The following is a 26,898-nucleotide window of genomic DNA, read 5'->3' as shown; positions in this document are numbered from 1 at the left end:
TGAACATTTATTTATTAAATCTACCCATTAAAATCGTATTATAATATTTCCCATCTGAAAGTACCTTATCGTTTTTTAATACACCTTCAACTTCAAAGCCTAACTTTTTATAAAGTTTAATTGCATTTTCATTCGTTTCTAAAACACTCAAATTCATTTTATGGAGATCATTTGCATCTGCCCAAGAAATTGATAGTTTTAAAAGATTTTTACCGATTCCGTATCCCCAAAATTCTTTTAAGACGCAAACTCCAAACTCTACTTTATGAGAAAGTCTTTTTAATTCATTACCTTCACATCTAGAAAAACCTATTATTTTATCTTCAACTTCTGTTACTAAAAATAAATTATTAATCGTTTCTGTATCAGAGATAATTAATTGTTTAAAGCCTTTTGGATCAATAAATGCTTCTCCAGCTTCTCTATCTAAATTTTCTGTCTCCCCGTCAATTTGTACTCTCAAACTAGATAATTGTATAGCGTCAGTAAGTACTGCATGTCTAATAATATATTGTAGGCCATTTATCGTAAATTTCTGAGGTTGGATTTTCATCATAAACTCCTTACACTTGTATTCTTTTTTATAGTAAGATGGATTGTTTGTGTTATTAGATTGGATAAGCCTGATTTTTGAAAAAATATTGATTCATACTAAAAGAGATCATCCAAATGTTAATATTTAAAGTTTTTAGTCAAAACTATATTAATATGAAAGAGGTGTATCAACAGTGGAATTTAGAAGTAGTGGAAGGCTTTCCAATTTTTTAGTTGCAATATTGTTTACGATTTGTTTAATCACTTTTATCTTTTATGTACAAAGGCATGGTTTTCCTATTACGATTAAGTCATATATGATAATGACTTTGGTATGCATAATCTTTCTAGCTTATATTGGCTATACTCGTAGTATGGTTATTAGAATAAACGATCACGGTGTTACATACGAACATTGGGGTTTTAAGCGTACGTTACCCGCTCATCATATTACTCGTGTTAATTTACAATATCGCTATAAAGAAACACCATCACATAGTGCTTATCTAGTAATTAACCATCCCGAAGAATCTATTTTCATACCTTCTATGATGTTTCAAGGTCAAATCGAACGAATAACGAAAGAAATCAGAGATATAATGATTTACTAATTAAATCTATTTTAAAGAACTGAAGTTAAGCTTCAGTTCTTTGTTTAGAAAATGATATTTTTGGTAATTTATCGCTTTATTGCATCTACAATGATTGACGGAAACAGCACTTTTTCTCCGTGATTTCTAGGATCATATTTTTTTGAACGGAAAATAACCCCGTCCTTGCCATCCCACTCTATAAAATGAAAATTTCCTTCTTCATCACAATATTCTAGCAGTTTAACTTCAAAACCCGCTGTTTCAAACATCGTAACTAGTGTTTTATAGTTATAGACAATTTTATGGCTTGCAGCAGGATGATCTATAGGTCCTGGTCCACCAACTTTAACAATACTTTGATAAGTTTCGTCTTGAAAAAATCCATCTGGTACTGCACAACGAATATAACCCGATGGTTTTAAAAAATCATAACAAATTTTAGCAGCTACTAAACCTTCATCATATGTAAGGTGTTCCCAAACATGTTCAGCTAAAATAGCTGTAATTGAATTTTTCTCAAATTTATTTTCCCACGTGGACTTAACTAATAGATTAAGTTCTTCTTCCTGAGTTTGAATCCATGTTGGATTATTGTTATATTCACCTGCTCCAATTACAACTTTTAATACATCTTGTTTAATCACTAGTAGATTCACCTCACACTAAATTTTGATCGATTAGTAGTGTTCTACAAAAGTTACATGAATTCCTTCTTTAAAACGTAGAAAAATGTCAAATTTTAGAAATATAGATTATTTAAGATATTCTTTTTTAATTAACACTTCATAAATAATTTAGATTCTTCTACTTTATCTTGGGTATAATAATTCCAGTAAATGGAGGCGATACCAATGACAATTGATCGAATTTGTACGATTGGACCAGCTAGTTTTGATAAAAAAATACTGTCTGAATTGATTCAACACGGCATGACGATCGCAAGACTAAATTTTTCACACGGTACACACGAAAGTCATCACAATGTGATTGAACTAATAAAAGCTATCAGGAAAGAGACAGGAAAAGAAATCAAGATTTTAGGAGACCTCCAAGGTCCAAAAATTCGATTAGGTAAAATTGAAGGCGAAAAAATAAATCTTGAATCTAATCAAACTTTTACTCTCGTAATTGATGAAATTACAGGTGATCGTAATCAAGCAAGTGTAGATTATAAAGGGTTAATAAATGATGTGAAACAAGGAGATCGTATATTAATTAATGATGGTGCCGTGGAATTATTTGTTGAAAAAATAGAACAAAATAAGATTGTCACTTCAGTAAAAACTGGTGGCGAAATTTCTTCACATAAAGGGGTAAATTTACCCGGAGTCGTTACAAGTTTACCTGCTATAACTGAAAAAGACCGAAAAGACATCGAATTCATTTTGCAAGAAGGTTTAGATTATATAGCATGTTCATTTATTAGAAGGGCGTCGCATTTACAAGAAATCAGAACTTTTATGAATTCAAAAAGTGATAAAACACCTCAATTAATCGCAAAAATTGAAACAATCGAAGCAATAAAAAATTTCCAAGAAATTAATAAAGAAACAGATGCAATTATGATTGCTCGTGGTGATTTAGGTGTTGAACTACCCTATCAATGGATTCCTCTTTTACAAAGAGCGATGATTCATGAGTGTAATTCAAATGGGACATATGTGATCACAGCCACTCAAATGCTACAATCAATGATAGATAATTCACTTCCAACAAGAGCTGAAGTAACAGATGTATTTCAAGCAGTAATGGATGGTACAAATGCCGTCATGTTATCGGCAGAAAGTGCAGCTGGCCATCATCCAATCGAAAGCATTGAAACATTAAAAATTGTATCTCAATTTGCTGAGACCGTAAAAACAAAATCTCCGTTTGATTTTAATGATATGCTTGAATTAATTAACTCAACAATCAAATAACATTGATTTTCAAGACAAAAACGCCCTTTTGGGGCGTTTTTAAATTATTACTTTTCTTTTTTATAAAATCGTTCACCTGTATCCGGATTATAGTAAACTCTTGTTTTCTCCCCTGTTACAGGATCAATATTAACTTCGCTAGTTCGTTGAAATCCTTCTGGTATTTGGTTTCCATGATTTCGATTAAATCGTTTATCGTAAATAAAATAGCCTAGTAATAAGCAAATAATGAGAAATAAAATTTGGATACCATAAAAACCGAAAATAAATGTTTCCACTAAATTTTCTCGACTACTACAGCAGTTCCATAAGCAACAATTTCACTCATATTGTACTTCATGTAGACAGACCCCCTAAAAGTATTGGTATTACAATACTAAAACAATCTACTCACCAAATTATGTCCGTTATTTTGTCCGTTATAACTATTATCTCAAAAAATATCAGGAATGAACTATTTGGACGTTCAAATCATAACTTTAATGAACCTGCAAAAAATAACATCTTAGTTTGATTAGCTTACTCCCGAATTACCAGATCACCTTATGAATTTGATTATAGCAATTTTTTTTTGAGAGGTCTATGCACTCAATGTATTGGAATTTTAAAAAAATAAAATTGTTTTATGCTTCATTACAAAATAGTACACTTTCGCTTCACTTGCTGAATCCACGGATCGACTCAAATTACTGAGTGTAGTCAACTACAAAAATTAGATTGGTGACCATTAGAAAAATTACCACTATAAGGTCCCGGTGGCTTGGAAATGTTGAATGAAATTTTAAAGGTTTGATGATTAATGATAAATGTTGCCATTTTCCAATTCAAACTATGTAATATTTACGTGCCATTTCCCCATTTTAATATTCTCGTTATGAAATTATTCAGCATTATAAATAGGAAAATCATTTATTTCTTCCTCCATTTTAATATGGAAATTGTTTTAATAACTATGACTTTATTTGATAATACTAAAAATAAAAAAATAACTAAGGGGAATATAAAAATGGAAAAGATATCAGCCGAAGCCCTACTTCGTGCATTCTTTTTATTAAAAATCCTGAATTGGAACAATCTCTTGATTTGGCAATCACGAGAATAAAATCTAAAATGCCATTTTTTAAAAAGCCTGTATACGAAAAATCCTTAACAGAGGATGAAGTTCTCAATAATTGTAAAGACCATGGAATAAATATGAACCGTAAAAACTTTAGGGGGAATTATCTCGAAAAAGAACTAGCTAAATACAATGCTGCCTACTTCCATGAAGATTTGAACGCATGGGAATTTAACTATGAATATATTTCACATTGGGTACCACTTCTATTAGACGAGAAACATGAATTAAGGAATAAAGTTGTGTTATCAATGGATAAAAAGTCAGAATTGACTGTTACTAAAACAGGATTTGATCGAATAGTTGTAGAAGATCAAGATTTAAATGAAGAGTCTACACAAACTGAAAGAACTACAAAATCTATTATTAAAGTTGAATCTCATTTTACTGCCCTTGCTAATTATAAACATGGTAATTTGGTCCCTTGTTCGTTATGTGAAAAGTGGACTAACTACTCTAAATTCGCAAAACATGCCAGAGAAGAACATGATGGAACAACTACCCAAGAAATTCTATCAAAAAAAGAAAACATCGATAAAATGTATAAAATGTACCTTGATAAAATGAAAAATACTGATTAAGGGATTAAATTGAAAAATAATGGATTTTCTAGAACTTGTTTGCCACAAATAGCTTATGCTAAAAAGGTAAACCTTGGTGGCAATTTTGGAAATAAAAAAGCCAAGTGCTCTTTAAATTATAAATCAGTAGAATTCTTCAGTTTCTTAAAAATTTTTAGTTGGATTGGATGGAGATTGTTGTTTAGGTAACTGCTGGTTAACCACGTTAACTTGATTCATATAATCTTTACGAAGGTCTTTTTGTTCGTTCTCTACTTTATTGATTGTTGACTGAAATTCAGTTTTCAGTTTGTCAACATCTACTCTGTAGCTTATTCCACGATTAATCATTTTGCTTTCGAGTTTCTCAATCGTAGTTCGATGGATGTTTTCTATCTTTTCGATTGTCATTTGATATCTCTCCTTGCGAGCTTGAATCTCGGTTTCCAATTTATTAATTGTTTCATAGTGATTAGCTATTTGCATCATTTATTCTTTCAACGTTACGCGATTAAATGTTCATTTCGTGTTAATGATTGTATAAAATTTTTATAGAGCAAAAATAAATATACCGGGTATTTATCCTAGTTCTTCAAGGTTAGGAATATAAGTGTTTTGTTTTATGTATAAACCACATGGTCAATTTCTATTTCACTAACTTCGACCATTGTCAAACTATGACTACTGACCTTATATATTCTTTTTATAAACTAATACCGGTATGTGAAATTTTATAATAAGCTGAGTTAATCTCTCGTTCAGCTGTCACATGAAATGTTAAATGCAAATCATATATTTCATTGATAATTGCAATACTTTTCTTACTTAAACAAGACAAGTACACGTTAATGCTGGTGAACAAATCCGATTACAGTATGATACACCGAATGGGAATTCTTACGTATCTGGTGAATTTGTCTTCGGTAAAGGATGAGAAAATGTTAGGGCTTTGGGTAGGAATTGGTTGTTTTTTATTCATTATATTTTGTGGTTGGCTAATAAAAAAACTCGATGATTAAAATAAAAAAAGAGAACCGGGTTCTCTTTTTTTATTTTATATTGGCAAAGAAGATTTGCTTAATCGAATATTTTATATTAAAAGTTAATGTATTGTATTTTCTCCCTAGTTAAGCCTTTAATTGGGTATTTTTTGGGAAATAGCTTATTACGGATAACTTCAACTGAATCCCCTTCTTTTTGTAAAGATAATACTTATTGCTTAATAGATAATAAATAGTCTCGTTTTCGTTTAAGCGATGCACGACCATCTTCTACAAACCCTACATGGTTGCAGAATACATCTTGAAAATCATATGTTAATACTCTCTCTAATGAGTGAATAATTGAAGGGATACTTTCTTCTGCTAATACGACTTTTGTCCGGTCACTTACAAATAAATCTCCCGTAAATAATTGATCTGTTTCCTCATTTAACAAAGCTTTATGATCAAAAGCATGACCAGGTGTGTCGATTACTTTCCATGTCGCATTTCTGGATGTAAACGTTTCAGGCATAACCTTAGTAGTAGTTAATATTGTATATAGTTTTCACAATGCAAATCTTAATCATTATCTTCGGTATAGGTATGCTTGCTATTTATAAGTTTCTGTAAATCTCCTCTAAAAAATGTATCTTTTAATTCCTTCATTTTAAATGGAACTAATGGTGACAGATATGGAACACCAACTGATTTTAGACTTGCCATATAAATTATTAGAATTATTGTAGCAACAATTAAACCGTAAAACCCAAAAAAATTAGCAATAATTAAAAAAAATGGTCTTAAAGTGACATCTGCTCCAACTAGTCCCCTGTTAGCCACTAAGAAACTAGAAAGAGTTGTTATCCCTATAACTATTAAACTGACTGGGTGGATTAATTTTGCAGTAACTGCCGTTTGACCAATTACTATTGTTCCAATTAAAGATACTAAAATTACCGCACTATTCGGAAGACGAAACGAAACATCTATTAACATTTTTATCAAAAATAAAAGAATGGCAATTTCCCAAAAGGTAGGCAATAGCTCATCCTTTGAAATGATTGCTTTTGAAATATTGTTTGACAAATCATCTTTATGAAAATTTGCTATAGCAACATAAACACTTGGCAGATATACACCTAATATAAAGGCGATCAATCGCATTATCCGGTTAGTAAACCTACCGGGTGATATGTGATATTCATCAGGTGCCTGAATAAAATCAAAAAATAATGCAGGAGCTATGATGGCGAAAGGGTACCCATCAACAATAACTACTACTCTTCCTTCAAATAAAGAGGACACTACCCCGTCAATTCGTTCTGAATGTCTTAATCGAGAAAAAAAAGATTTTGGTTTTCCCTCTAACACATCTTCCAATACTCTTTCACTAAGGACATACTTAATGGTAATACTATTTAACCTCTTTTTAACTTCATTTAATATACCTTTATCAACAATTCTTTCAATATATAATATAGAAACAGATGTTGGTGAAATAGAGCCAAAATCTACTGTTTCTACACATAAATCTGGAGTTTTTAATGAACCTCTTATCAAATTAATATTTGTTTTCATTTTTTCTGTTAATCCAATTTGTGGACCTCTTACTGAACGTTCTCCTATTGATTCTTCGATGCTTCTTTCCGCCCATTTAGGAGATGGTATAATTATTCCTTTTCTATACCCGTTAATCAGTATAACAGTACTTCCTTGTACGATGGCATTGGTTAATTCCTTATACTGAGTAGTGGTTTTTACATCTGCCGATTCAATAATTCTTTCAATTATATGATCAATTAATGATTGATTAAAACCAACAGTCTTGAATGGTTCTAATAAAGGCTTGATCACATATTCCTGAATAAAGTCTAAATCAATAATTCCGTCCAGATAGACAATATTTATTTCGACAGGACCTCTAGAGTCCACGTTCATCTTTCTCACAATAAGGTCCGATGTACCATTAAAAGTATTCTTTATATTTATGATATTTTCTTTAAGGTATTTTTGAATTTCTATATTAGACATCCTTCTTCCTCCATTAAAGTTAGTAATAGTAAATATCAGAATATTACTATTGTATCGGCAATTGCATAAGTTACTTTAAGATGCAATCCCTAAGTTCGGTATTCTGTTGCATTTCAAACATCAAAGCCACAATTATATTACCTACCCGTATTCTAAGTCTTTACAAGAATAACTTAGTAACGTTAAGGCTGTTATATCTGGAACTCCTGAAAAATTAGATCTATCATCCCGATTGCTACTCTTCCTTTTTGAGGATCTAAATCGAATGTGGGCTATCAGTTGCTTCTAAAATATCTTTTGATGCAGGTTATAAAATAACTCGTTTTGTTTTGACTTTAATTTAGGAAATATTAGTAGATCATCTTTTATACTTTTACTACTGGAATAGTTTTCCACATTAATAAAGATGCTATTCTTTCAGCCAGGAATAAGCTAGTTTCATCCTACCCTTTGCTGCATCTGTTTTAACAAGAATATTTAACCTTACAAAGTCGTGAATTAAGCCTGGAAAAATAAAACAACATTTACAATTACGATAAGTCAAGAAAAAATAAAACCTGTATCATAGATTACTAGATAATCATAGATACAGGTTATTTTTTTCAACCTTATTTTATTCGTTCTCTTTAGCTAATGTTTTCACTCGACTATTGATTTACAACTACAGGAATAATTGTATAAAATCCTGCATATTCAGCCATAACGATGGCTGAACCGTCATCACCTGTGACAATTTCATTATTTGTTGTTGTGTTTGCAATGTCAGGATTTGATAATCTATATGTTACTTCTGAGGTAACATCTCTTATTGTTCCATCGCTTAAAATTGCATTAATTATCATTTTTGTTTTCTTACCTGCTGAGCTGACAATATAGTCTGGAGCTGCAAATATTCCTAATACTTGTGTTGTATGTTTATCGACTACTTCTACATTTATTTCTACTGTTTTTCCTAAATAAGAAGCAGTGATTTTTGTTTTCCCTACTGCCTGTCCAATAATAATTCCAGTATCTGAAATTGTAGCTACTGATTTATCAGCTACTGACCATTCAGCAAGATCAGTGACTTCAAAGATATCACGTGGTCCAAATATTGCACGTAGAGAAACTAACAACGACTCGTTTGTTTCTAATTCAACATCTGTCACATTTGAAATCAAAGCCTCTGGTTTAATATTTCTTACCCAAACTGCATCGTTCAACCCATTATGATAACGGAAATATACATAAGCTTCCCCTAGACCAACCGGAGTAATTTTTCCATTTTTATCAACAGTTGCTACACTTTCATCAGTTGACTCCCATATTCCATCAGTATCAACTTCAACTACGTTATTGTCTGTATACTCAGCAAAGGCATATACATCTACTGGTTCATTACCTGGCTGCATCATTAACATACCCTCACTTAAAGTAATACCTATTAAATCGCTAGAACCACTCTTTTCATTTACAGTAACTGGAATTTTAATTGCAGGAAATCCCTCAATTTTACCAAAAATTGTTGTACTTCCTTTTGACTTTCCTGTAATTTTTCCTTCCTCAATCACAGCAATTGATGGATCATTTGAAGTCCATTGTACCGATTTTGTGATTTCTCTTTGAGCACCATCATTATATTGAGCGGAGATTCTTAATGGAAATAAATTTCCTTTTGGAACCACTACATCAAATGTATTAAATAATAATGATTCTATTTTTAAATCCTGTTCTAATATAGAGGAATTGGGAAGAATTGTAACATCCAAAATTTCAGTATTATTCCCTTGATTGATTAGCACTTGAGTAGTTCCAGGTGCAATTGCAGTTAGTACACCATTATCAACTGATACAATTTCAGGGTTTAAAGAAGTACTTCTCCCCTTAAAAGTAACATCCGCTGTCGTGCCATCTTGATATTTTGCTTTAATAGAATATCGATGTGTATGTTCATTTAATGTAAGTGAAATATCCGATTCATTTGGTAAGAGGTCAACAATTCGATTGAGCTCAACTTTAGAAGGAGTTTCTGATACTATGATTGTTAATCGTTCTGTATACCCCATACTCCAAACACTAATTTTCGCAATACCTGTCCCGACGGCTGTGAGAAGCCCATCTTCATTGATTGTAACTACACTTGGATTATCAGTCTTATAAATTGAATAAGGTGTATCATCAATTACACTGTCATCTGTATAAGTTACTTTTACGTTTAATTGTTGCTTTTCATTTACAATCATATTTGTTACATTTGGTGTAACAGTAACAGACTTAGGAATGGCAGGCTTTGCTGGACCATATTTATCTGCAACTGTAACTGGAATCTGCACGATTTTACTATCATACATAGCAGTTAAAACGGTTCTTCCGTTCCAATTCGCGTGAATTTTATTTAGTTCAACTGAAGCAATAATTGGATTGCTTGCACTCCATTCAACAGAATCAGTTACATCTTTTATTGACCCATCACTGAAAACAGCCTTAATTGAAACTTCCTTCTCTGAACCTACTCCTAAAAAATAATGAGAAGTTGAAGTTGTAAGACCAATCGCTCTAGGAGTCGTTAATTTATTTGTAATAATCACTTCAATTTCAACTGGAGAATGAACTTCACTTCGATATGATGCGATTAGTTTTGTTTTTCCAATCTTACCTCTTGCATTTACTACACCTTGTTCTGTAACAGTTGCAAGGCTACTATCCTCAATCGTCCACTTTGCCATATTTGTAACATCGTTTAATATTCCATCATTAAATACTTCTTTCAATACTGCCCCAACTGACTCATTCGGTAAAATTTCTAATATTGGAGTTTCAGTAACTAGGTTCGTTGGCTTAACAACATTCACTAGTACCGAGTTAACCATTTTATCATATTTAAAGTAAATATAAGCTTCACCAACTCCAACAGGAGTTACCTGCCCACTGCTATTTACAGCGACAACATTAGAATTTGATGTACTCCATTTCCCAAGACTTGTTACTTCTTTAGAACCCGATATATTGCTTCTAGTATAAGCTGAAACCTGTTCTGGTTTATCAGCTTCTTCAAATCTTAATTGACTTACAGAAAGAATTAAACCTTTCTCTTCCACTAATTTTTCTTTTACAGAAACAAAGAAATTTATCTCAGGTAAATTCGAGTACTTTACGTTTAACGCAACATCCCCTGGTGATATACCTGTTAGTACACCATCTGATACTTCAGCAATTGAAGTAACTCTCGAATTCCATATTGCTGATTTCGTCACATCTTTGACAGAACCGTCACTGAATAAAGCTTTCAATTGAATTGATTTTTTTTCACCTTCATTTAAATAGACAATATTGTAAGCAGAAAGCATTAAAGATACAATTTTTGGTGTATCCGGTTTAGGGTTTTCACTTTGTATTGCTCCATTTGAAGAAACGATTACATCAATGATCGTTACAGCTGAACCAATTTTAAATTGAACTTTCGTTGTTCCAGTGGAAACTGCCTTTAATACTCCATCAATAACCGTAACTTTCATCTCATCTTGGGAAGTCCATTTACCATTTTTTGTTACATCTTTGATTATTCCATCCTTAAATTCTGCTTCAACTTTAACTTTTTTTTCTTCGAATAGACTGAAAGATACAGTTGATTCACTTGGCTGAAGTTTAACAATTTGATCATTTGGCAATTTCTTCAGTGATTCACTAATCGTTTTACTAGATGCAAAAGTCAAATGATTAAACAGAGATAGGAATAAACTGAAAATAATTGTCATGACTGTAATACGATTAAATTCCTTCTTTTTCATTTATTTTCCTCCTTATTTTTTTATATTAATTCAACTGTATAAACAGCATATTAATATCACTCTATAAGTCTTTCTTGTTAAAAACAAATTCTTAGAAGCTTACTATCTATTAATACTTTTATCACTTACTTAAGGATAAAAGTATACTGAAACGTTATCAATACTGGATTTTCGAACAAAATGATTAAATAAATTGATTAAGAAGAGACTGTCATTTACAGATGGAATTAGTAGATGAAAAATATTCTTTATTATCATTTTCGAGGGGATTTTTTAAATCAAGATTCTTTTTTTGCATAAAATATGCATATTTTATTATTTTATTCATTATTGCTCATTGTTCACATTTCAGACACACACATACCCCGTATAGGTATGTTATTATCAATGTGTAGTACAAATAACATCAAAGGAGAAATCATAATGAAAATCGCAATCATGCTTTTCGATGGAATCACAGCATTAGATGCAATTGGTCCATACGAAGTATTTTCAGCTTCATTGAAATGTGAAGTGAAGTTTGTCGCTAAAGAAAAAGGGTTAATTAAACTGGACTCAAATATGGGATATTTGCATGCTGATTACAGTTTTTCTGAAGTTACTTCAGCTGATGTTCTTATTGTTCCAGGATGCTGCCCTCCAAATTATAAAACGCCAATGAATGATGAAGAAACGTTAAATTGGATTCGCCTTATGCATAAAACAACAAAGTGGACTACGTCTGTTTGTAACGGATCACTGATTTTGAGCGCCGCAGGCTTATTAAACGGGATAATTGCAACTTGTCATTGGGGATCCTTCGAACTGCTAAAATCACTCGGAACAATTCCAACTGATGAGAGAGTGGTTCGCCAAGGCAAAATTGTTACCGCTGCTGGTGTATCTTCTGGAATTGATATGGCACTTCAATTATTAGCATGGGAATTCGGCGAAGACATAAGCAAAGGTGTCCAATTGATTTTAGAATATGATCCTCAGCCACCGTTTAACGCAGGCTCGCCAAAGAAAGCGCCTTCACTATTAGTTGAACAAATTGGAGGCATGTTACAAGAGTTAGCAAAACAGGAGCCAAATGTATAATTTTCAGTTGTTCCCGTCTTAGATTGTTTAATATTGAGATACTTTAATAAAAAACCCAATACTTATTATGTATTGGGTTTCAATCATTTAACCACTATAATTCAATTATTCTATTAATTTTAAACATGTTATATAGATTTATAAATATAGTAAATCTTTAACAGATTGCGGTAGGAACATCTTCTTTTCATATGCTAATACGCTCTCTATTTTCAGGACTATATTTTTCTATACATAAATTCAATAAACTTTTAAACGCCTTCGCTGCAGCTCCGATTTGCTTTTGCTTATGATGAACGATTGCTACTTTTCTATTGAGAGATGGCTTTATTCGAATAGCACTTAATTGTCCATTATTTTCTAAGTTAAATAGTCTACTTGATAAAATAGTTGCGCCCTTACCTTCCATAACAAGGTTGATAATCGCTTTTGTATCGGTCGATTCTATAATCGGATTGATCATTATCCCTTGATTACCACATACTGTATCAAACCAATGTCTAAAACAATGGTCTTTTGGATTTAATATTAACGGCATATTTTGTATATCTCTTAAATCTAAATCTTTTTTGTTTGCTACTTCATTCTCAGCATGTACGACCAAGTAAAATTCTTCTTCATATAAAGGAATCAAATTTAATTGGTCGTCCTCAGGTGGAATAATTGTTAATGCTAAGTCAATTTCATTTTGTTTAATTTTCTTTATGACATCGTCTAATGCAAAAAATTGTAACTGTATTTGTGGATAGATGGAATGAAACTCTAATAATGCCATTGAAGCAATATAGGTTAAATCTCCAGAAAGTGCGCCAATGATTAACTTACCTCTATTAACAGTTTGCAATTCTTGTAAATCATCATTGACGCTTTTGATTGTGTCTAAAATTTTATTACTATGCTCTTGTAAAATTTTTCCTGCCTCAGTTATTGCTATTTTTTTACCCAATCTATCAAAAAGTAGAATTCCAAGTTCGTCTTCTAAGGACTTAATTTGGTAACTTAAAGCAGATTGTCCAATCCCTAAATTATCTGCAGCCCTTGTAAAATGCATTTCTTCACAAATTGCTATAAAATATTCTAATTGTTTCAATTCCATGTTTTTCATCACCTTTGTCATATTCATGGATCGTACTACTTTAAGTAAACATTTATTTTTTAATTGAATAGAATACCTCCCTTAATGACGTACTAGCTTATTAAAACTTGAAGAATAAATAGTAAAATTAACTAATTTACTTAAATTTACTATTAAAGATAAGCATTTATATTTTAAAGTCTTACTTTTATTAATGTAAAATTAATAGTAGTTAAATAATATTAAGTATGACTTAAATATTATTTAGGTTTTATCAAAGCTTTTTTTGAGCTTGCTCTCTAGCTAGATATTTTTATTCAACAATTAATCAACATAATAAAATTACAATATCTCATTTACGTCCACGCAAAACTTCAACAAATTAAAAGTATTGCTACATTTAATAATTATTTATAAAAAAACCTGCTCAGCTAGGAGCAGGTTTTTCAATCTTGATATTGTTAATGGCTATTATTGTAGACATGCCTTCACATATTTTACAAATTTATGGATCAAGTTAGATGAGTGTTTATCTTTTGACCAAACCATATGAATAGAAAGATTAGTGATTTTTTCATTAACCTCTATCTCTAGAGGGATAACAATGCCATTTAAGACGTACGGATCATTTTTCATGTAATAATCTGGCGCCAAGCTAATCCCTATATCTTCTGCAACAGCACTTTTTAACACATCAACGTTACTCGATGAAAACACTATATCAATTTTTCCCAAATCACGGAATAGTTCCTGAGTTAACCAATTATAATATTCATCTTTGTATATAATAAACGGGAAGTTTAGTAGTTCTTGAGGCTTTACCCTTTTGTTACAGGCTAACAAAGAATTTTTATTTACATAAACCTTTATTTCAGATTCCAGTAGAACTTCACTGCTTAAATCACTATCAATAATCAACTCGCCTACTGCAATAAATCCTATATCAATTTTATGCTGTTTCACATCATTAATAATTTCTTCTGTGTTGCTTTCAATGATTTGAAAATCAATTTGAGGGTAATCAGCTTTGATACTTGTTTTTGCTTTGAGCAAGAATGGCATAACACCGGTTATTGCTGCTACTTTCATGCTCCCTTTATTTAAAGAGCTAAAAGAACCAACCATTTCTTGAAGCCTTTGGACGTTCATTATTATTTGAATTGCTTGTTTAATTATTAATTCGCCTTCATCCGTTGGAACAGCACTTTGTCCACGAGCTCGGCTAAATATTTTCACTCCAAATTCATCTTCTAATTGTGAAATAGACTGACTTATGCCTGACGGAGATACATGCAGATTTTTCGATGCATTAATAATCGAACCTGTTTTGGCAACTTCAAGAATATATTCTAATTGTTCTAAATACATAGATACCTCCATTTAAGTTGGACTTAATTCTAATTAATTAGGACTAATTTTACTTAATTTCAATGAAATTATAATATAAGTTCAAGCAATCATCCCGAATAAGATTAACAAGTTTAGATTAGAAAAATTAAAGCTAACTTTTTATCTCTTGTTCTAAAGTTGATTGTTCAATCAACGTTAACATTTAAGTGAAGGATAACCTTTGTATTGTTAGGGGACAATCTATAGGGGAAGAAACACACATTTATTATAGGGGGTTATTAATATGAACTATAAAAACATTACTGTTGCTGGTGGAGGAGTTCTAGGAAGTCAAATTGCTTTTCAATCAGCTTTTAAAGGATTTGAAGTATCATTATACGATATTAATGAAAACGCTTTAGAAATGACGAATTTGCGTTTTAAAAGTTACATGGAACGTTACCAAGAAGATATCGGAGCTACACAATCAGAATTAGAAGCGGCATACAACCGATTAACACTGTATACTGATTTAGCGAAAGCAGTTGAAAACGCGGATTTAGTGATTGAAGCCGTACCTGAATTACTTGAAATAAAAAAGGACTTTTATCAAAAATTAGCGGAAGTTGCACCAGAAAAAACTATTTTTGCTACTAACTCTTCAACGTTGTTACCTAGTCAATTTGTTGAATTTACAGGTAGACCTGAAAAATTCTTAGCATTGCATTTCGCTAATGAAATTTGGAAATTTAATGTTGCAGAAATTATGAAACACTCTGAAACAAAAGAAGAAATCTTTAATGAAGTTATCGAATTTGCAAAAGCAATTGGAATGGTTCCAATTCCGATTCATAAAGAACAACCAGGATATGTAATGAATTCGCTTCTTATTCCGTTCTTATTCGCTGCTCAAAGTTTACTTGTAAACGGTATTTCAGACCCAGAATCAATTGACAAAACATGGATGCTTACTTCCGGAGCACCATTCGGTCCATTCGCATGGCTAGATATTATTGGCATCAATACTGCCTATAATGTTGGTAAAACATTAGGAGAACAAGGTAATCACGAATCTGCTACAATAGCTGATTATCTAAAAAGGGAATTTATTGATAAAGGAAAACTAGGAAAACAATCTGGCGAAGGATTTTATAAATACCCAAATCCTAAATTTTTAGAGCAAGATTTCTTAAAATAAATAATAAAATCAAAAATCACATTGAGTTTTTCGATGTGATTTTTTTGTATAAAGATTAAAAAGTTCTTTAATCTTTGTCAGTTTCCCCATATTAGTTTAAAATTTCTTATTTTTTTAAAAAATCTAACAAGAAATAATTCAACTCCATAAATTCTACATATTTAGTTAGTATCCTAACATTGTAAGGCTTAGCCATTTGGTTTTATCGCGTGTACCTATTATTAGATAAATCCATTAATAAAATACGTTAGGTTGGTGAGAATTTTGTGTGGTTTTGTAGGTTGTATTCATAATGAACCTCAATTAAGAATTTCTTTATTCAAAAAAAATATTAAAGAAATGAACTCGTTGATTGTCCATAGAGGTCCAGACGATGAAGGATACTATTTTGATCAATATATAAATTTTGGCTTTAGAAGACTAAGTATCATTGATATCGAAAGTGGACATCAGCCACTTTCCGATGAAAATGAAAAATATTGGATTGTATTCAATGGCGAAATTTATAACTATATTGAATTACGTAAAGAATTGTCCAATAAGGGATATAAATTTGTTACGGAATCTGATACAGAAGTAATCCTAGCTCTTTATAAGGAATATAAAGAGAAATCTGTTCAAAAATTAAGGGGCATGTTCGCTTTTCTGATTTGGGATAAAGATGAAAAAATTTTATTTGGAGCGCGGGATCATTTTGGGATAAAACCATTCTTTTTTTCTGAACAAGGAGACAAAACATACTTTGGTTCAGAAAAAAAGAGTACCCTTCTTGCAATTGATGGTGGATTGGATCGGGATGCTCTCCAACACTATTTAAGTTTTCAATACGTTCCAGAACCTGAAACAATGACTCCAAATGTAAAAAAATTGGAACCAGGTCACTATTTTACTAAAAAACCTGGAAGCAAAATGGTCATCAGTAGCTATTGGAAACCACAGTTTAAGCCATTGAATCAAACGGAAGCTCAATTAAGTAAATCTATTCGTGACGTCCTTTTGGATTCAGTTAATGTTCATATGAGAAGCGATGTCCCTGTTGGCTCATTTCTATCGGGAGGCATTGATTCCTCCTTTATTGTTTCATTAGCTAAACAGGTGAATCCAAATATAAAAACCTTTTCCGTTGGATTCGAAAAAGATGGCTTCAGTGAAGTGGATGTGGCAAAGGAGACAGCTTATGCACTTAATTTAGAAAATATTAGTTATATCATTTCTCCTGAGGAGTACTTAGCTGAGCTCCCGAAAATAATATGGCATATGGATGATCCATTGGCTGATCCGGCAGCAGTCCCCCTTTATTTCATTGCTCGAGAAGCGCGGAAACATGTAAAGGTTGTATTGTCAGGCGAAGGGGCTGATGAACTTTTCGGAGGATATAATATCTATCGAGAGCCACATTCACTAAGGATGTTCAACTATATACCTGCTTCCATAAAAAATATTATAAGGTTAATGAGCCGAATTCTTCCAGATGGGATTAAAGGGAAGAATTTTCTAGAGCGAGGTACAACTCCATTAGAAGAAAGGTATATCGGAAATGCCAAGATGTTTACTGAGAACGAAAAAAGAATAATATTCTCTGATTACCAAAGTTATTTAGACAATACAACGATAACAAGTCCTATATTTAGAGAAGCTAGTGCATATGATTCAGTCACAAAAATGCAGCATTTAGATATTCAAACTTGGTTAAGAGGTGATATCCTCCTGAAAGCAGATAAAATGACTATGGCTCATTCTCTGGAACTAAGAGTTCCTTTTCTTGATAAAGAAGTGTTTAATGTGGCATCCAAAATCAGTGCAAATCATAAAATCAGCCACAATACGACTAAATACATTCTTAGACAAGCTGCACAAGGCATTGTCCCTAATCATGTATTAAACAGAAAAAAATTAGGGTTCCCAGTACCGATTCGTCATTGGTTAAAAAATGAAATATATGATTGGACCATTGAATTAATTCATGCTAGTTCTACCGAGTATTTGTTTAGAAAAGAAGAAGTGATGAAACTATTAGAAGAGCACGTAACTAACAAAAAAGATAACAGTCGCAAACTGTGGACCATAATTGTATTCATGATCTGGCATCAAGTTTTTATTGAAAATGCCTACGATTTTAATTACTTAGATAAAAAACAAGCAATCCTAACGAGTTAGCATAAGTAATCACTGAACATTATTTTAGTACCCAAGCATTATGAAATTCCGCTTGGGTATTTTTTTTATTAAGAAGATTAGAGAATAATCCATTCTCTTTTCCCCGCATAAATATTTTTACAACCTATTTTTCAGGAAAGGATATGAGAAACTCTGTCCCCTTTCTAATCTCAGATTTTACTGTAATACTACCCTGAAGTTGTTTTACCAACTCATATACAATTGCAAGGCCTAAACCAGTGCCACCCATTTCTCTTGAACGTGACTTTTCAACTCGATAAAATCGATCGAAAATAAAAGGAAGATCCTCATCAGAAATTCCTACTCCTGTATCTTTTATTGAAACCATAATCGATTTCTTTATAAATTTGGCTGTAACCACTATTTCTCCTGATTCTGTGTAATTTATAGCATTTTCGATTAGATTTATGATAATTTGTTCTACTCTAGACCCATCAGAGATTATTAAAGGTAATTCATTCTCTACATTAAATATTAAATTTATATTTTTTTTCGCTGCCTTGAATTTCACTTTTTGGATGACCGCTTCAATAATATCTTCAATGTCGACAGATTGGATGTATAATTTTATTTGTCCCTCTTCCATCTTGGAAAGCTCAAATAAATCTTGAATTAGCTTCGCTAACCGATCCGATTCCTTTTCAATTATTCCTGAATAATCTTCCAGTTCTTTGATATCCCGATATTTATGACTATTAATTAATTGTGCATAACCCTTTAAGTAAGATATAGGAGTTCGTAGTTCATGTGAAATATTGGCTAAAAGTTCACTGCGATTTGTACGATAATTATTCAATTCTATACTTAAATCATTGATCGCATGTGCTAATGAGCCCACTTCATCATTTGATTTGATTTGAACTTTTGTATTTAAATTGCCTTTAGCTATTTCTCTAGTAGCTTTTTCCATTTCAATCATAGGTTTAGACATCCTTTTTGAAACAAAAATGGTAACCCCTAACGCAAGAATAATAGCACCTACAATTGACCTGATTATCCAATTTCTTATGTCAATCATTTCATTAATTGGAGAAAAAACTAGTATTCCTCCCTGAAATGTCTCATTTTGTATAATTGGGCGTCCAACATAAATAAAATGTTCATTTGTTTCATGGTCATAATAATCCCTTTCAAAGTGCTTCCCCATTTTCACAATACTAAATAACTCTTTCGGCATAGACTTCCCTTTTTTATAACCGAAAGCTGAATTAGATATGATTACTCCATTTGAATTAAACACTACGATTTCTTCCCCAGTTATTAAGCTTAAAAATTCGTAATAGTCTGGAATAGTACCATGTTGCTTATTTAGTGTCTCTACAATATTATTTGATAGCTCATTTACTTTTTGATGAACTTGTGAAGTATATGTTTGTAGAAAAATACGATCTATAAAAAATCCTAATGGTAATAGCACAACTAAAAATAGAATCATGATGGTAAATCCTATTTTCATTCCGATACTATTAAGTTTCATTCTATTTCCTCTTTTAATTGTAATGAATACCCCACACCCCAAATAGTTTTTATAAACTTTACGTCTTTTTCTACTTTCTTCATTTTAATTCTTATATTTTTAATATGCGTATCTACAATACGTAAATCCCTAATTTCATAATCATCCCAAATTTGATCCAACAATACGTCTCTTGTAAAAACCCGAGAAGAAGATGAAGCAAGTAAAGATAAGAGATTAAATTCTTTAGCGGTCAATTCCACAAATTGACTATTGATATATAATTGTCTACTTTCCAAGTCTAAGCGAAACATTCCTTCAAACAGAATAATTTCTTTAGTCTCTGGACTATTACTTATTTTATTCTGACGTGATCTTCTAATTAATGCCTTTACTCTAGCCTTTAATTCATCAAATTCAAAAGGTTTCACTAAATAGTCATCAGCACCTATTTCTAAACCTCTAACCTTATCAGATAATTCTGTTCTAGCAGTAAGCATAAGAATAGGTGTCCCCCCTTTTTCCCTGATTTTTTCGCAAAGTTTCCACCCATCTACGTAAGGAAGCATAATATCTAGGATGATTAAATCATACAAACTTTCATTAATATACTGTAAGGCAACAGCACCATCTTTAGCATTAATAACTTTATATTCATTACTTAAATGAATATTTAGCAAATTAACCATATACATTTCATCTTCAACAACTAATATAGTTTTCACTGCTATACTCTTCTTCCTTCTGATATTGTGTCTTAATAATAATTTTGACATAGATTTAACATTCTATTAATTGTTGTTGTACATTTAAGACTAAAAAGAGTACATATGCGAGTTTCTTAGGATAAGAAAAATAAATGGTTTCAACTAATTTTGTAATATTTAGGTTGTTTAAACAATCATTTGCTTTAAATTAAAACATTAGAAACTACTTCTTTTTTATTTCGACTTTACTAATGCCCGTTCCACATCGATAAATTTATATCCTACTCCCCAAACTGTTTCAATAAACCTAATATCTTTCTCAACTTTTTTTAGTTTAGTTCGAATATTTTTTATATGTGTATCGACAATTCGAAGATCCCTAATTTCATTGACCTCCCATATCTGAGCTAATAAAACTTCTCTAGTAAATACACGAGAAGGAGCAGCTACAAAGAAACTTATTAAATCAAATTCTTTTGAAGTTAAGACTAATTTCTGCTGATTTATAAATAACTGTCGGCTTTCACTATATAAAACAAATTCACAATTTAAAATCGAAATATGTTTTTTAGCTTGATAATTATAATTTCTTTCCGCTCTTCTTAATAGAGCAGTTATTCTTGCCTTTAATTCATCAAATTCAAATGGTTTCACCAAATAATCGTCTGAACCAATCTCTAAGCCTTTAACTTTGTCTGAAAGTTCATTTCTTGCAGTCAACATTAGAATAGGAGTATCGTCTTTTTCTCTAATCTTTTTACAAAGCGTCCAGCCATCAACGTAAGGTAGCATGATATCTAAAATGATTAAATCAAAAGAATCTTCCTTTATTAGTTTTAACGCAATTGCACCATCTTTTGCTTCAATTATTTTATAAAAATTAGCTAATTGAGCGCTTAATAAATTCAACATATATTTTTCATCTTCAACAATTAATATTTTTTTCATGAGATGACTCCTATTTCTGTATTTAGTTATTTATCTACCACAAATGTTACAAATAAACTTTGTATAAAGTATGGAGTTTGATTTCAAACTAGCAATTATCCCCTTATAGTAGACAATTAAAATAAAGTCCTATCATGAGAAAATTAAAAAGTCATATAAAAAAGCAAACCTAATCAGGGTTTGCTCAGAGTGAAGTCAGATTTCAAATTTTTTTTACAAACAGTAGGTTCGGAGTAGTATTTAGTTGTTTCCCATTAGTCTAGGAAATAGAAAGACCGTACGAATGAGCTATTTGACCATTTGTATTTGCTGAATTAGCTATAATAACGGTTGTTCCAACTTTAATTTGATCAAACAGCCATTGAATTTCACTATTATGCATACGAATACAACCAGAGCTGACAGATTTTCCGATCGAACTTGCTTTATTGTTTCCATGAATTCCATAGGAGTTTCCAGGAGAATTACCTACACTTAATCCCATCCAACGTTTACCAAGTGGGTTATTCGGTGCTCCACCAGGAATATTCTCTTTATACCATGGCCTATTTTTTATCCTATTTAAAATATTAAATTTTCCTGTTGGTGTTGGCGTTGAAGCTTTTCCTGTTGCAACGCTAAAGGATTTCACAAGTTTCCCCTTATTATAGTAATAGAGTTTATTAGATTTTGTATTAATAATAAGAAGTTGTCCGTTTGAATATAGCTGTTTACTCTTAACCTCACTGTAAGATGGCTTACTTTGATTACCAGCCACATCTAGTGAGAATACTTTAATAGTAGTAAAAGCTTTTAATTTACTAACCTTAAAACTAAAGTTTCCACTTTTAGTTGCTGTTGTTTTAGATAAATATTTATTATTAAGATATAGTTTAACAATAGGATTCTCTTCTGCTTTCCCACTTATTATCGTTGCGGTTTCTTTAACGGAAAGAACTGATGGAATAGCAGGAGCCGTTCGGTCAGCTGTTGCATTGGCTGTAGGTAAAAGAAATAAAAACGTCCCTAGAAGTACAAATAATATTCTTTTAATCATATTCTCTCTCCTTGTATATTGAATTAATTTACTAAATTGTTTATATAGCTATATTTTTTTCTAAATCTGTTAGATCATGGTTTAAATACTTTTATCGATTTATTCTAAAGGAGTTTTGATATCATCTTCATCAACCTCTTAAAATTTTATTTTGACTAAACACACAAATTTAATTTAGATAGTTTTTTCATCAATGTTTTCATTACTGACTAGCTACTACAAATATTACAAATAAAATTTGTAGAAAGTATGGAGTTTGAGATATTTTATTTCTTAAAATAATTTATTTTACCTGTGTCAAACGTAATCATTACTTATTTCCATTTTGTAAATAGTTACATATAAAAAGCCCAATTCCGGTAAGAACCGGAATCGGGCACGAAATTTTTATTTGTTTTCATATGAAACGATAGACCGCATCATCGGGTTACCAGTACCAATATCTCCATTATATATTTTATACCATGGGCTTTTGCTCATGTACCATACTCGGTCTGAGAACGGGCTGTTTATATCAAGGCCAAGAGTCGGTATATAAGGGCTGTAAGCTTGGGTACTGTACACAAGAAAATATTCCTTCGGCACGAAAATGGAGTATGGGCTAAGATCTACTTTTACCCAACCACGTACGTCCTTTGATTTTGCAGCAATTGATTCAGTTAATTTTTTACCAGGCGCACCTTCAGGTCCAGTCGCATCATATACATCAACTTGAAAATTCACTCCTCCTGGGTTATCCCAGTGTGGGTCAATATAAAATAGACCCGCCGTCAGCATCGCTTGTTCCTGTCCATCCTTCAATGACATTTTTACTGCGGCCTCGTCTAAACCAGCGACCGACAAGACAGTTTCAGCAGAGCCATCATCATAACTGATTTCACTTGCAGTACCCCTATAAGGCTTTAACTGAATATCTATTGAACTAATATTATTTTTCTTAATTACAACCTTTTTCCTATAAGTATGAAAATTTGGAGCACTTACTTCAAGCGTATAAGTTCCAATATATGGATTAAGCGAATATTTACCATTTGCACTAGTTCTTACCGGTTCTATAACAGCGTCTTCAATAAGTTTCACTGTTGCTCCTTTAATAGCTTTTTTTGTTTCGCTATTCTTGATTTTTCCCTTGATGATTGATTTATTTAGTGGGGTTAACTGTAAATTCACTTTGGTCGATGTATCTTTTGTTACACTTGCCGTTTGAATCTTTTGTTTAAAGCCATAAGCCTCGGCTTTTATATGGTATTCATCCGCTGGTAGCTTTACATGGAAGCTTCCGTCCGTTGGTTCGGTCGCTAAAAGCCTTCCACTTTCAATAATTTGTATTTGCGCACTAAGGGGGATGAGAACTTGTTTATCATATGTCCCTTTTACCTTTGTAGCATCCCCAACTGGTTCAATTGCAGTTAGTAAAGGTGAAGGTTGATATACTGTACCAGTAGCCTTAGCTCCAATAGAAACATCATCTAAGTACCATCCTAAATTCGTAACCGCACTATCCGAATGGAAGCGGTAAGCTACATAAGCAGTTTTCCCTGAGTAGGAGGACAGGTCGACTGAAATGGCTTCCCATTTTAAGAATAAATGCTCATCATTCGTTTTAGCTACATGCCAGTTCTTCATGTCTTCAGAAACAAGAACTTGGCCATAATCATTAATCCCTTTGAATGAAATCGGTTTGCCAAAAGTCTGCTTAAAGTTAAGATATGTCACTTTTCCTTTATTGACTTGGATAGGAGGCATAATTAGCATTGATTCCTCATTATTATTATAAGTCCAGGCCGAATCAGTATTTCTCCAGTCAGGGTTCACTGTGCCGTAAGCATTTGCTCCAGAAGGCACCTTCACGATAGGGTTCATGACCTTCCCCCAATTCCACGAACTGTTTCTACCAGTACTGTACCACCCTACAGGGTTTGTTTCAAAGTTTGTTGAATAACCAACTGACACCGGTTCCTTTAAGGTTAAGTGAACAGGGGCAGTTTTCGTACTATTCCCTGCATAGTCCGTAATTTCCCAGTAATAAGTTAATTTTTTTCCCTTTAATTGTTCTTTAGGAAGTTCACTTGAATAGGATCCGCTTTTAAAGTCGCCTTTAAAAAGTGTACTATTTGCTGTTTGCTCTGGTGATCTATCCACTTGATAATGCAGTTCCACTTTGGAAACTGCATTATCGTCAGAGACTTGTACGTTTATTTTTAAGGGCGCATTAGCATAAGCATATGGAAGAGGCTCATGGTTTGCAGTTGGTTTCTTTTTATCAACTGTTTTATAACCTACTTTTCCTACTAGACTGCCTACGCCGTTTGCACTGCTCTTAATCATCCCTGTTAAATCAAGTAACCCTCTTCCATAAGCGTCATTTGGAGAAGTTGGATATTTTGAATCAGATAACGGAATTAATCCGACATACAAGGTTTCCTTAAGCTTTTCAATTGACATGTTTGGCTGCATTTGTTTTAAGATGGCAATAGCGCCTGAAACATGTGGTGTAGCCATAGATGTTCCAGAAGATAAGCCATATTCGTTATTTGGAAGGGTTGAAAGAATCTCTTGCCCAGGTGCAGTCAAATCTGGTTTTATTTCACTTCCACCATATGGAGACGGTCCTCTTAAAGAAAATATTGAAATTTGGTTTGCTATATTTGTAGAACCAACTGCAATAACTTCAGGGTAATTAGCTGGATTGCTTACAGAACCTGGCCCGACTGGCGTCTCATTGGTGTCATTGCCTGCTGCAAAAACCGGTATTATCCCAGCAGCTACCCAAGCTTTTACAACTGATCTAAACCACTCATTCATGGTAGAACCGCCACCCCATGAGTTATTAATAATGTCTGGAGCCATCTCAGGATGAGGAATTCCCTTTTCATCCAGTGGTGCAAGAAGCCATTCTCCTGCTTTTATCAAGTCTGTATCCAACGCGCCGTCTTCTGAAAATGCGTTTACTGCAATCCAGCGTGCCCCTGGAGCAACTCCGGTATGCATGCCAGTATCTGGGTCATGTCCTACCATTGTTCCTGTCACATGTGTACCATGTCCAATTAAATCAACTGGAGTAGGGCTATCTCCCACTAAGTCTAGCCAATTGAAAGTGTGTGTAAAGGTGCCATCCGCATTAAAACCTCGGTATTGTTTCTTAAGTGCCGGATGGTTTACGTCCACCCCAGTATCAAGCGTTGCGATTACGACGCCAGTTCCATCCAGCCCATTTTCCCATGCTTTATTTGCCTGAATTTTTTCCAGGTTCCAAGGTAGTTCACTTGTAAACTTTTTGACTTCAGACGTCTTCGGATTAGGCAATACATGCTGTTCGTTAAGGTAAATATGGTCGACTTCTGGAAAAGTTGCTATTTCTTGTAAGACTTCTTTCGTGGAAGTAAATGAAACAGCATTTACGATGTAGAAAGATTGATAATCTTTCAGTTTACCTTCAGATTTCTTTTGATGGATAAAATTCTTAAGCCTATTCTGTGTTTGTTCAGCGCTAGTTTTTAGTTCTGATAAAATGGTTGAACGGACGCGGAGTTTCTCTTGATAACTGGTAACCTTCATTTTCTTAGCTTCTTCACGTGCTTGATCAGCAATTTGTTCAACATCTACTTGGTTTTTTAACTCTACAATCACTGTCGTATACTTGTTTTTTTCAAAAGCCTGTATAACCTTTTGGTCCACCTTTCCTACAATTGGGTTTGAATTCGTTTCTCCTTTTTGTACGGCACTCCCTTTTAGTTGAAAGATCGTTCCAAGTATAGAAAAAATAATCAAAAAAGCTACTATATTCAGTTTTCTCCCTTTTAACCCTCTCATTTGCAGTCTCCTTTTATAAACTTTATAAACTACATTTTTAAAGTTTGATACGATTATGTAATTCTAGAAGTGTAATTAATCGAGATGACACGTTTTGTAGATGTTGCCTTTTTGAGAAATTTGAAAGCTCTTACAATACTTTTTTTGAAACAATTACTGAACTCGAATTTGCGAAAAAGAAACTTTTTCCTCAAAAAAACTTTTAAAAAATAAATTTTTTAACAACCTTGAACAGAATGGGTGTGCAACCATTCTCTATACACTAGTACCTCCTTTTTGAGTTATAAAAGAACGACTTAATAATATAAATGTTCAGAACATTTAACAATAGTCGATTTTTGTTGATTATGATTGATAAATTTGATGATAAGAAAATTTGTGTTTTGATATTAAAAAACAATGAGTTTTGGATTATTTTAATTGAGGGGTCTTGTTTATTTAAATTAAAATCTCTTCGAGTCGAACTGCAAAAAGTTTTAAAAATTAATCTTAATAAAATATTCATATATCATAAATCGACAAATTGAACAGAGGTTTGATAAGTGCAATTCCAACTTCATAATTAAAAATCCTT

At 32.3% G+C, this 26,898-nt stretch carries 20 protein-coding genes; 6 read left to right on the top strand and 14 right to left on the bottom strand.

Features of this window, described 5'->3' with window-relative positions:
- Nucleotides 1-7: 7 nt before the first annotated feature.
- Nucleotides 8-553: an N-acetyltransferase family protein gene (locus ABEY15_RS16400; protein WP_429891222.1), complete on the bottom strand. Its 546-nt coding sequence runs from the start codon at nucleotides 551-553 to the stop codon at nucleotides 8-10.
- Nucleotides 554-728: 175 nt separating this feature from the next.
- On the opposite strand from ABEY15_RS16400, the gene ABEY15_RS16395 reads away from it, so the two are divergent.
- Entirely contained in the window at nucleotides 729-1,145 is a 417-nt protein-coding gene (locus tag ABEY15_RS16395) for a hypothetical protein (RefSeq protein WP_429891221.1), read from the top strand.
- A gap of 68 nt (nucleotides 1,146-1,213) precedes the next feature.
- Here ABEY15_RS16395 and ABEY15_RS16390 read toward each other — a convergent pair whose 3' ends face one another.
- Nucleotides 1,214-1,783 carry a class I SAM-dependent methyltransferase gene (locus ABEY15_RS16390; RefSeq protein ID WP_429891220.1) on the bottom strand — a complete coding sequence of 190 codons (570 nt, stop codon included), beginning with the start codon at nucleotides 1,781-1,783 and terminating at the stop codon, nucleotides 1,214-1,216.
- Nucleotides 1,784-1,978: 195 nt separating this feature from the next.
- Between ABEY15_RS16390 and ABEY15_RS16385 the strand changes: the two genes are divergently transcribed.
- Nucleotides 1,979-3,046 carry a pyruvate kinase gene (locus tag ABEY15_RS16385; RefSeq protein WP_429891219.1) on the top strand — a complete coding sequence of 356 codons (1,068 nt, stop codon included), beginning with the start codon at nucleotides 1,979-1,981 and terminating at the stop codon, nucleotides 3,044-3,046.
- Between the two features lie 47 nt (nucleotides 3,047-3,093).
- Here the strand turns inward: ABEY15_RS16385 and ABEY15_RS16380 are convergent, their stop codons facing one another.
- Nucleotides 3,094-3,324, bottom strand: a complete 231-nt coding sequence (locus tag ABEY15_RS16380; RefSeq protein WP_175403448.1) for a hypothetical protein — start codon at nucleotides 3,322-3,324, stop codon at nucleotides 3,094-3,096.
- Between the two features lie 832 nt (nucleotides 3,325-4,156).
- Here ABEY15_RS16380 and ABEY15_RS16375 point away from each other — a divergent pair.
- A complete protein-coding gene (locus tag ABEY15_RS16375) occupies nucleotides 4,157-4,744 on the top strand; it encodes a hypothetical protein (protein ID WP_429891218.1) in 588 nt (195 codons plus the stop codon).
- 144 nt (nucleotides 4,745-4,888) lie between these two features.
- On the opposite strand, the gene ABEY15_RS16370 is transcribed toward ABEY15_RS16375, so the two are convergent.
- From ABEY15_RS16370 to ABEY15_RS16355, 4 genes are all read right to left on the bottom strand, one after another.
- On the bottom strand, nucleotides 4,889-5,134 hold the full coding sequence (locus ABEY15_RS16370; protein WP_429891217.1) for a hypothetical protein: 246 nt from the start codon (nucleotides 5,132-5,134) through the stop codon (nucleotides 4,889-4,891).
- An 801-nt stretch (nucleotides 5,135-5,935) separates the two neighbouring features.
- Nucleotides 5,936-6,238 carry a hypothetical protein gene (locus ABEY15_RS16365; protein WP_429891216.1) on the bottom strand — a complete coding sequence of 101 codons (303 nt, stop codon included), beginning with the start codon at nucleotides 6,236-6,238 and terminating at the stop codon, nucleotides 5,936-5,938.
- A gap of 47 nt (nucleotides 6,239-6,285) precedes the next feature.
- Nucleotides 6,286-7,737 carry a spore germination protein gene (locus tag ABEY15_RS16360; RefSeq protein WP_429891215.1) on the bottom strand — a complete coding sequence of 484 codons (1,452 nt, stop codon included), beginning with the start codon at nucleotides 7,735-7,737 and terminating at the stop codon, nucleotides 6,286-6,288.
- A gap of 647 nt (nucleotides 7,738-8,384) precedes the next feature.
- On the bottom strand, nucleotides 8,385-11,504 hold the full coding sequence (locus ABEY15_RS16355) for an Ig-like domain-containing protein (RefSeq protein WP_429891214.1): 3,120 nt from the start codon (nucleotides 11,502-11,504) through the stop codon (nucleotides 8,385-8,387).
- 423 nt (nucleotides 11,505-11,927) lie between these two features.
- Between ABEY15_RS16355 and ABEY15_RS16350 the strand changes: the two genes are divergently transcribed.
- On the top strand, nucleotides 11,928-12,584 hold the full coding sequence (locus ABEY15_RS16350; RefSeq protein WP_429891213.1) for a DJ-1/PfpI family protein: 657 nt from the start codon (nucleotides 11,928-11,930) through the stop codon (nucleotides 12,582-12,584).
- A 187-nt stretch (nucleotides 12,585-12,771) separates the two neighbouring features.
- Here ABEY15_RS16350 and ABEY15_RS16345 read toward each other — a convergent pair whose 3' ends face one another.
- Together ABEY15_RS16345 and ABEY15_RS16340 are read right to left on the bottom strand one after the other, a co-directional pair.
- Nucleotides 12,772-13,680 carry a LysR family transcriptional regulator gene (locus tag ABEY15_RS16345; RefSeq protein WP_429891212.1) on the bottom strand — a complete coding sequence of 303 codons (909 nt, stop codon included), beginning with the start codon at nucleotides 13,678-13,680 and terminating at the stop codon, nucleotides 12,772-12,774.
- A 450-nt stretch (nucleotides 13,681-14,130) separates the two neighbouring features.
- Nucleotides 14,131-15,027 (bottom strand): LysR family transcriptional regulator, encoded by an 897-nt coding sequence (locus ABEY15_RS16340; RefSeq protein ID WP_429891211.1) that lies wholly within the window; start codon nucleotides 15,025-15,027, stop codon nucleotides 14,131-14,133.
- Nucleotides 15,028-15,292: 265 nt separating this feature from the next.
- Here ABEY15_RS16340 and ABEY15_RS16335 point away from each other — a divergent pair, with 265 nt between their 5' ends.
- Complete coding sequence (locus tag ABEY15_RS16335) at nucleotides 15,293-16,186, top strand: 3-hydroxyacyl-CoA dehydrogenase (protein WP_429891210.1); 894 nt, start codon at nucleotides 15,293-15,295, stop codon at nucleotides 16,184-16,186.
- Nucleotides 16,187-16,450: 264 nt separating this feature from the next.
- Nucleotides 16,451-18,343 carry an asparagine synthase (glutamine-hydrolyzing) gene (gene asnB, locus ABEY15_RS16330; RefSeq protein WP_429891209.1) on the top strand — a complete coding sequence of 631 codons (1,893 nt, stop codon included), beginning with the start codon at nucleotides 16,451-16,453 and terminating at the stop codon, nucleotides 18,341-18,343.
- Nucleotides 18,344-18,467: 124 nt separating this feature from the next.
- Here asnB and ABEY15_RS16325 read toward each other — a convergent pair whose 3' ends face one another.
- The 5 genes from ABEY15_RS16325 to ABEY15_RS16305 all read right to left on the bottom strand — a co-directional run bounded on the left by ABEY15_RS16325 (nucleotide 18,468) and on the right by ABEY15_RS16305 (nucleotide 26,324).
- The gene (locus tag ABEY15_RS16325) at nucleotides 18,468-19,841 is read right to left on the bottom strand and encodes a sensor histidine kinase (protein ID WP_429891208.1); all 1,374 of its coding nucleotides are present in this window, start codon (nucleotides 19,839-19,841) and stop codon (nucleotides 18,468-18,470) included.
- Nucleotides 19,838-20,596, bottom strand: coding sequence for a response regulator transcription factor (locus ABEY15_RS16320; protein ID WP_429891207.1), 759 nt, complete (start codon nucleotides 20,594-20,596; stop codon nucleotides 19,838-19,840). Before ABEY15_RS16320 ends, ABEY15_RS16325 begins: the two co-directional genes overlap by 4 nt.
- A 165-nt stretch (nucleotides 20,597-20,761) precedes the next feature.
- On the bottom strand, nucleotides 20,762-21,475 hold the full coding sequence (locus ABEY15_RS16315) for a response regulator transcription factor (RefSeq protein WP_429891206.1): 714 nt from the start codon (nucleotides 21,473-21,475) through the stop codon (nucleotides 20,762-20,764).
- Nucleotides 21,476-21,734: 259 nt separating this feature from the next.
- Nucleotides 21,735-22,511 carry a L,D-transpeptidase family protein gene (locus tag ABEY15_RS16310; RefSeq protein ID WP_429891205.1) on the bottom strand — a complete coding sequence of 259 codons (777 nt, stop codon included), beginning with the start codon at nucleotides 22,509-22,511 and terminating at the stop codon, nucleotides 21,735-21,737.
- Between the two features lie 387 nt (nucleotides 22,512-22,898).
- Nucleotides 22,899-26,324 carry a S8 family serine peptidase gene (locus ABEY15_RS16305; protein ID WP_429891204.1) on the bottom strand — a complete coding sequence of 1,142 codons (3,426 nt, stop codon included), beginning with the start codon at nucleotides 26,322-26,324 and terminating at the stop codon, nucleotides 22,899-22,901.
- Nucleotides 26,325-26,898 lie beyond the last annotated feature (574 nt).

It is taken from the genome of Gottfriedia acidiceleris, assembly GCF_050457485.1.
GTDB classification, from domain to species: Bacteria; Bacillota; Bacilli; order Bacillales; family Bacillaceae_G; genus Gottfriedia; species Gottfriedia acidiceleris_D.
The sequence above is the reverse complement of the archived record's forward strand: the minus strand, read 5'-3'. Positions and strand labels throughout refer to the sequence as shown.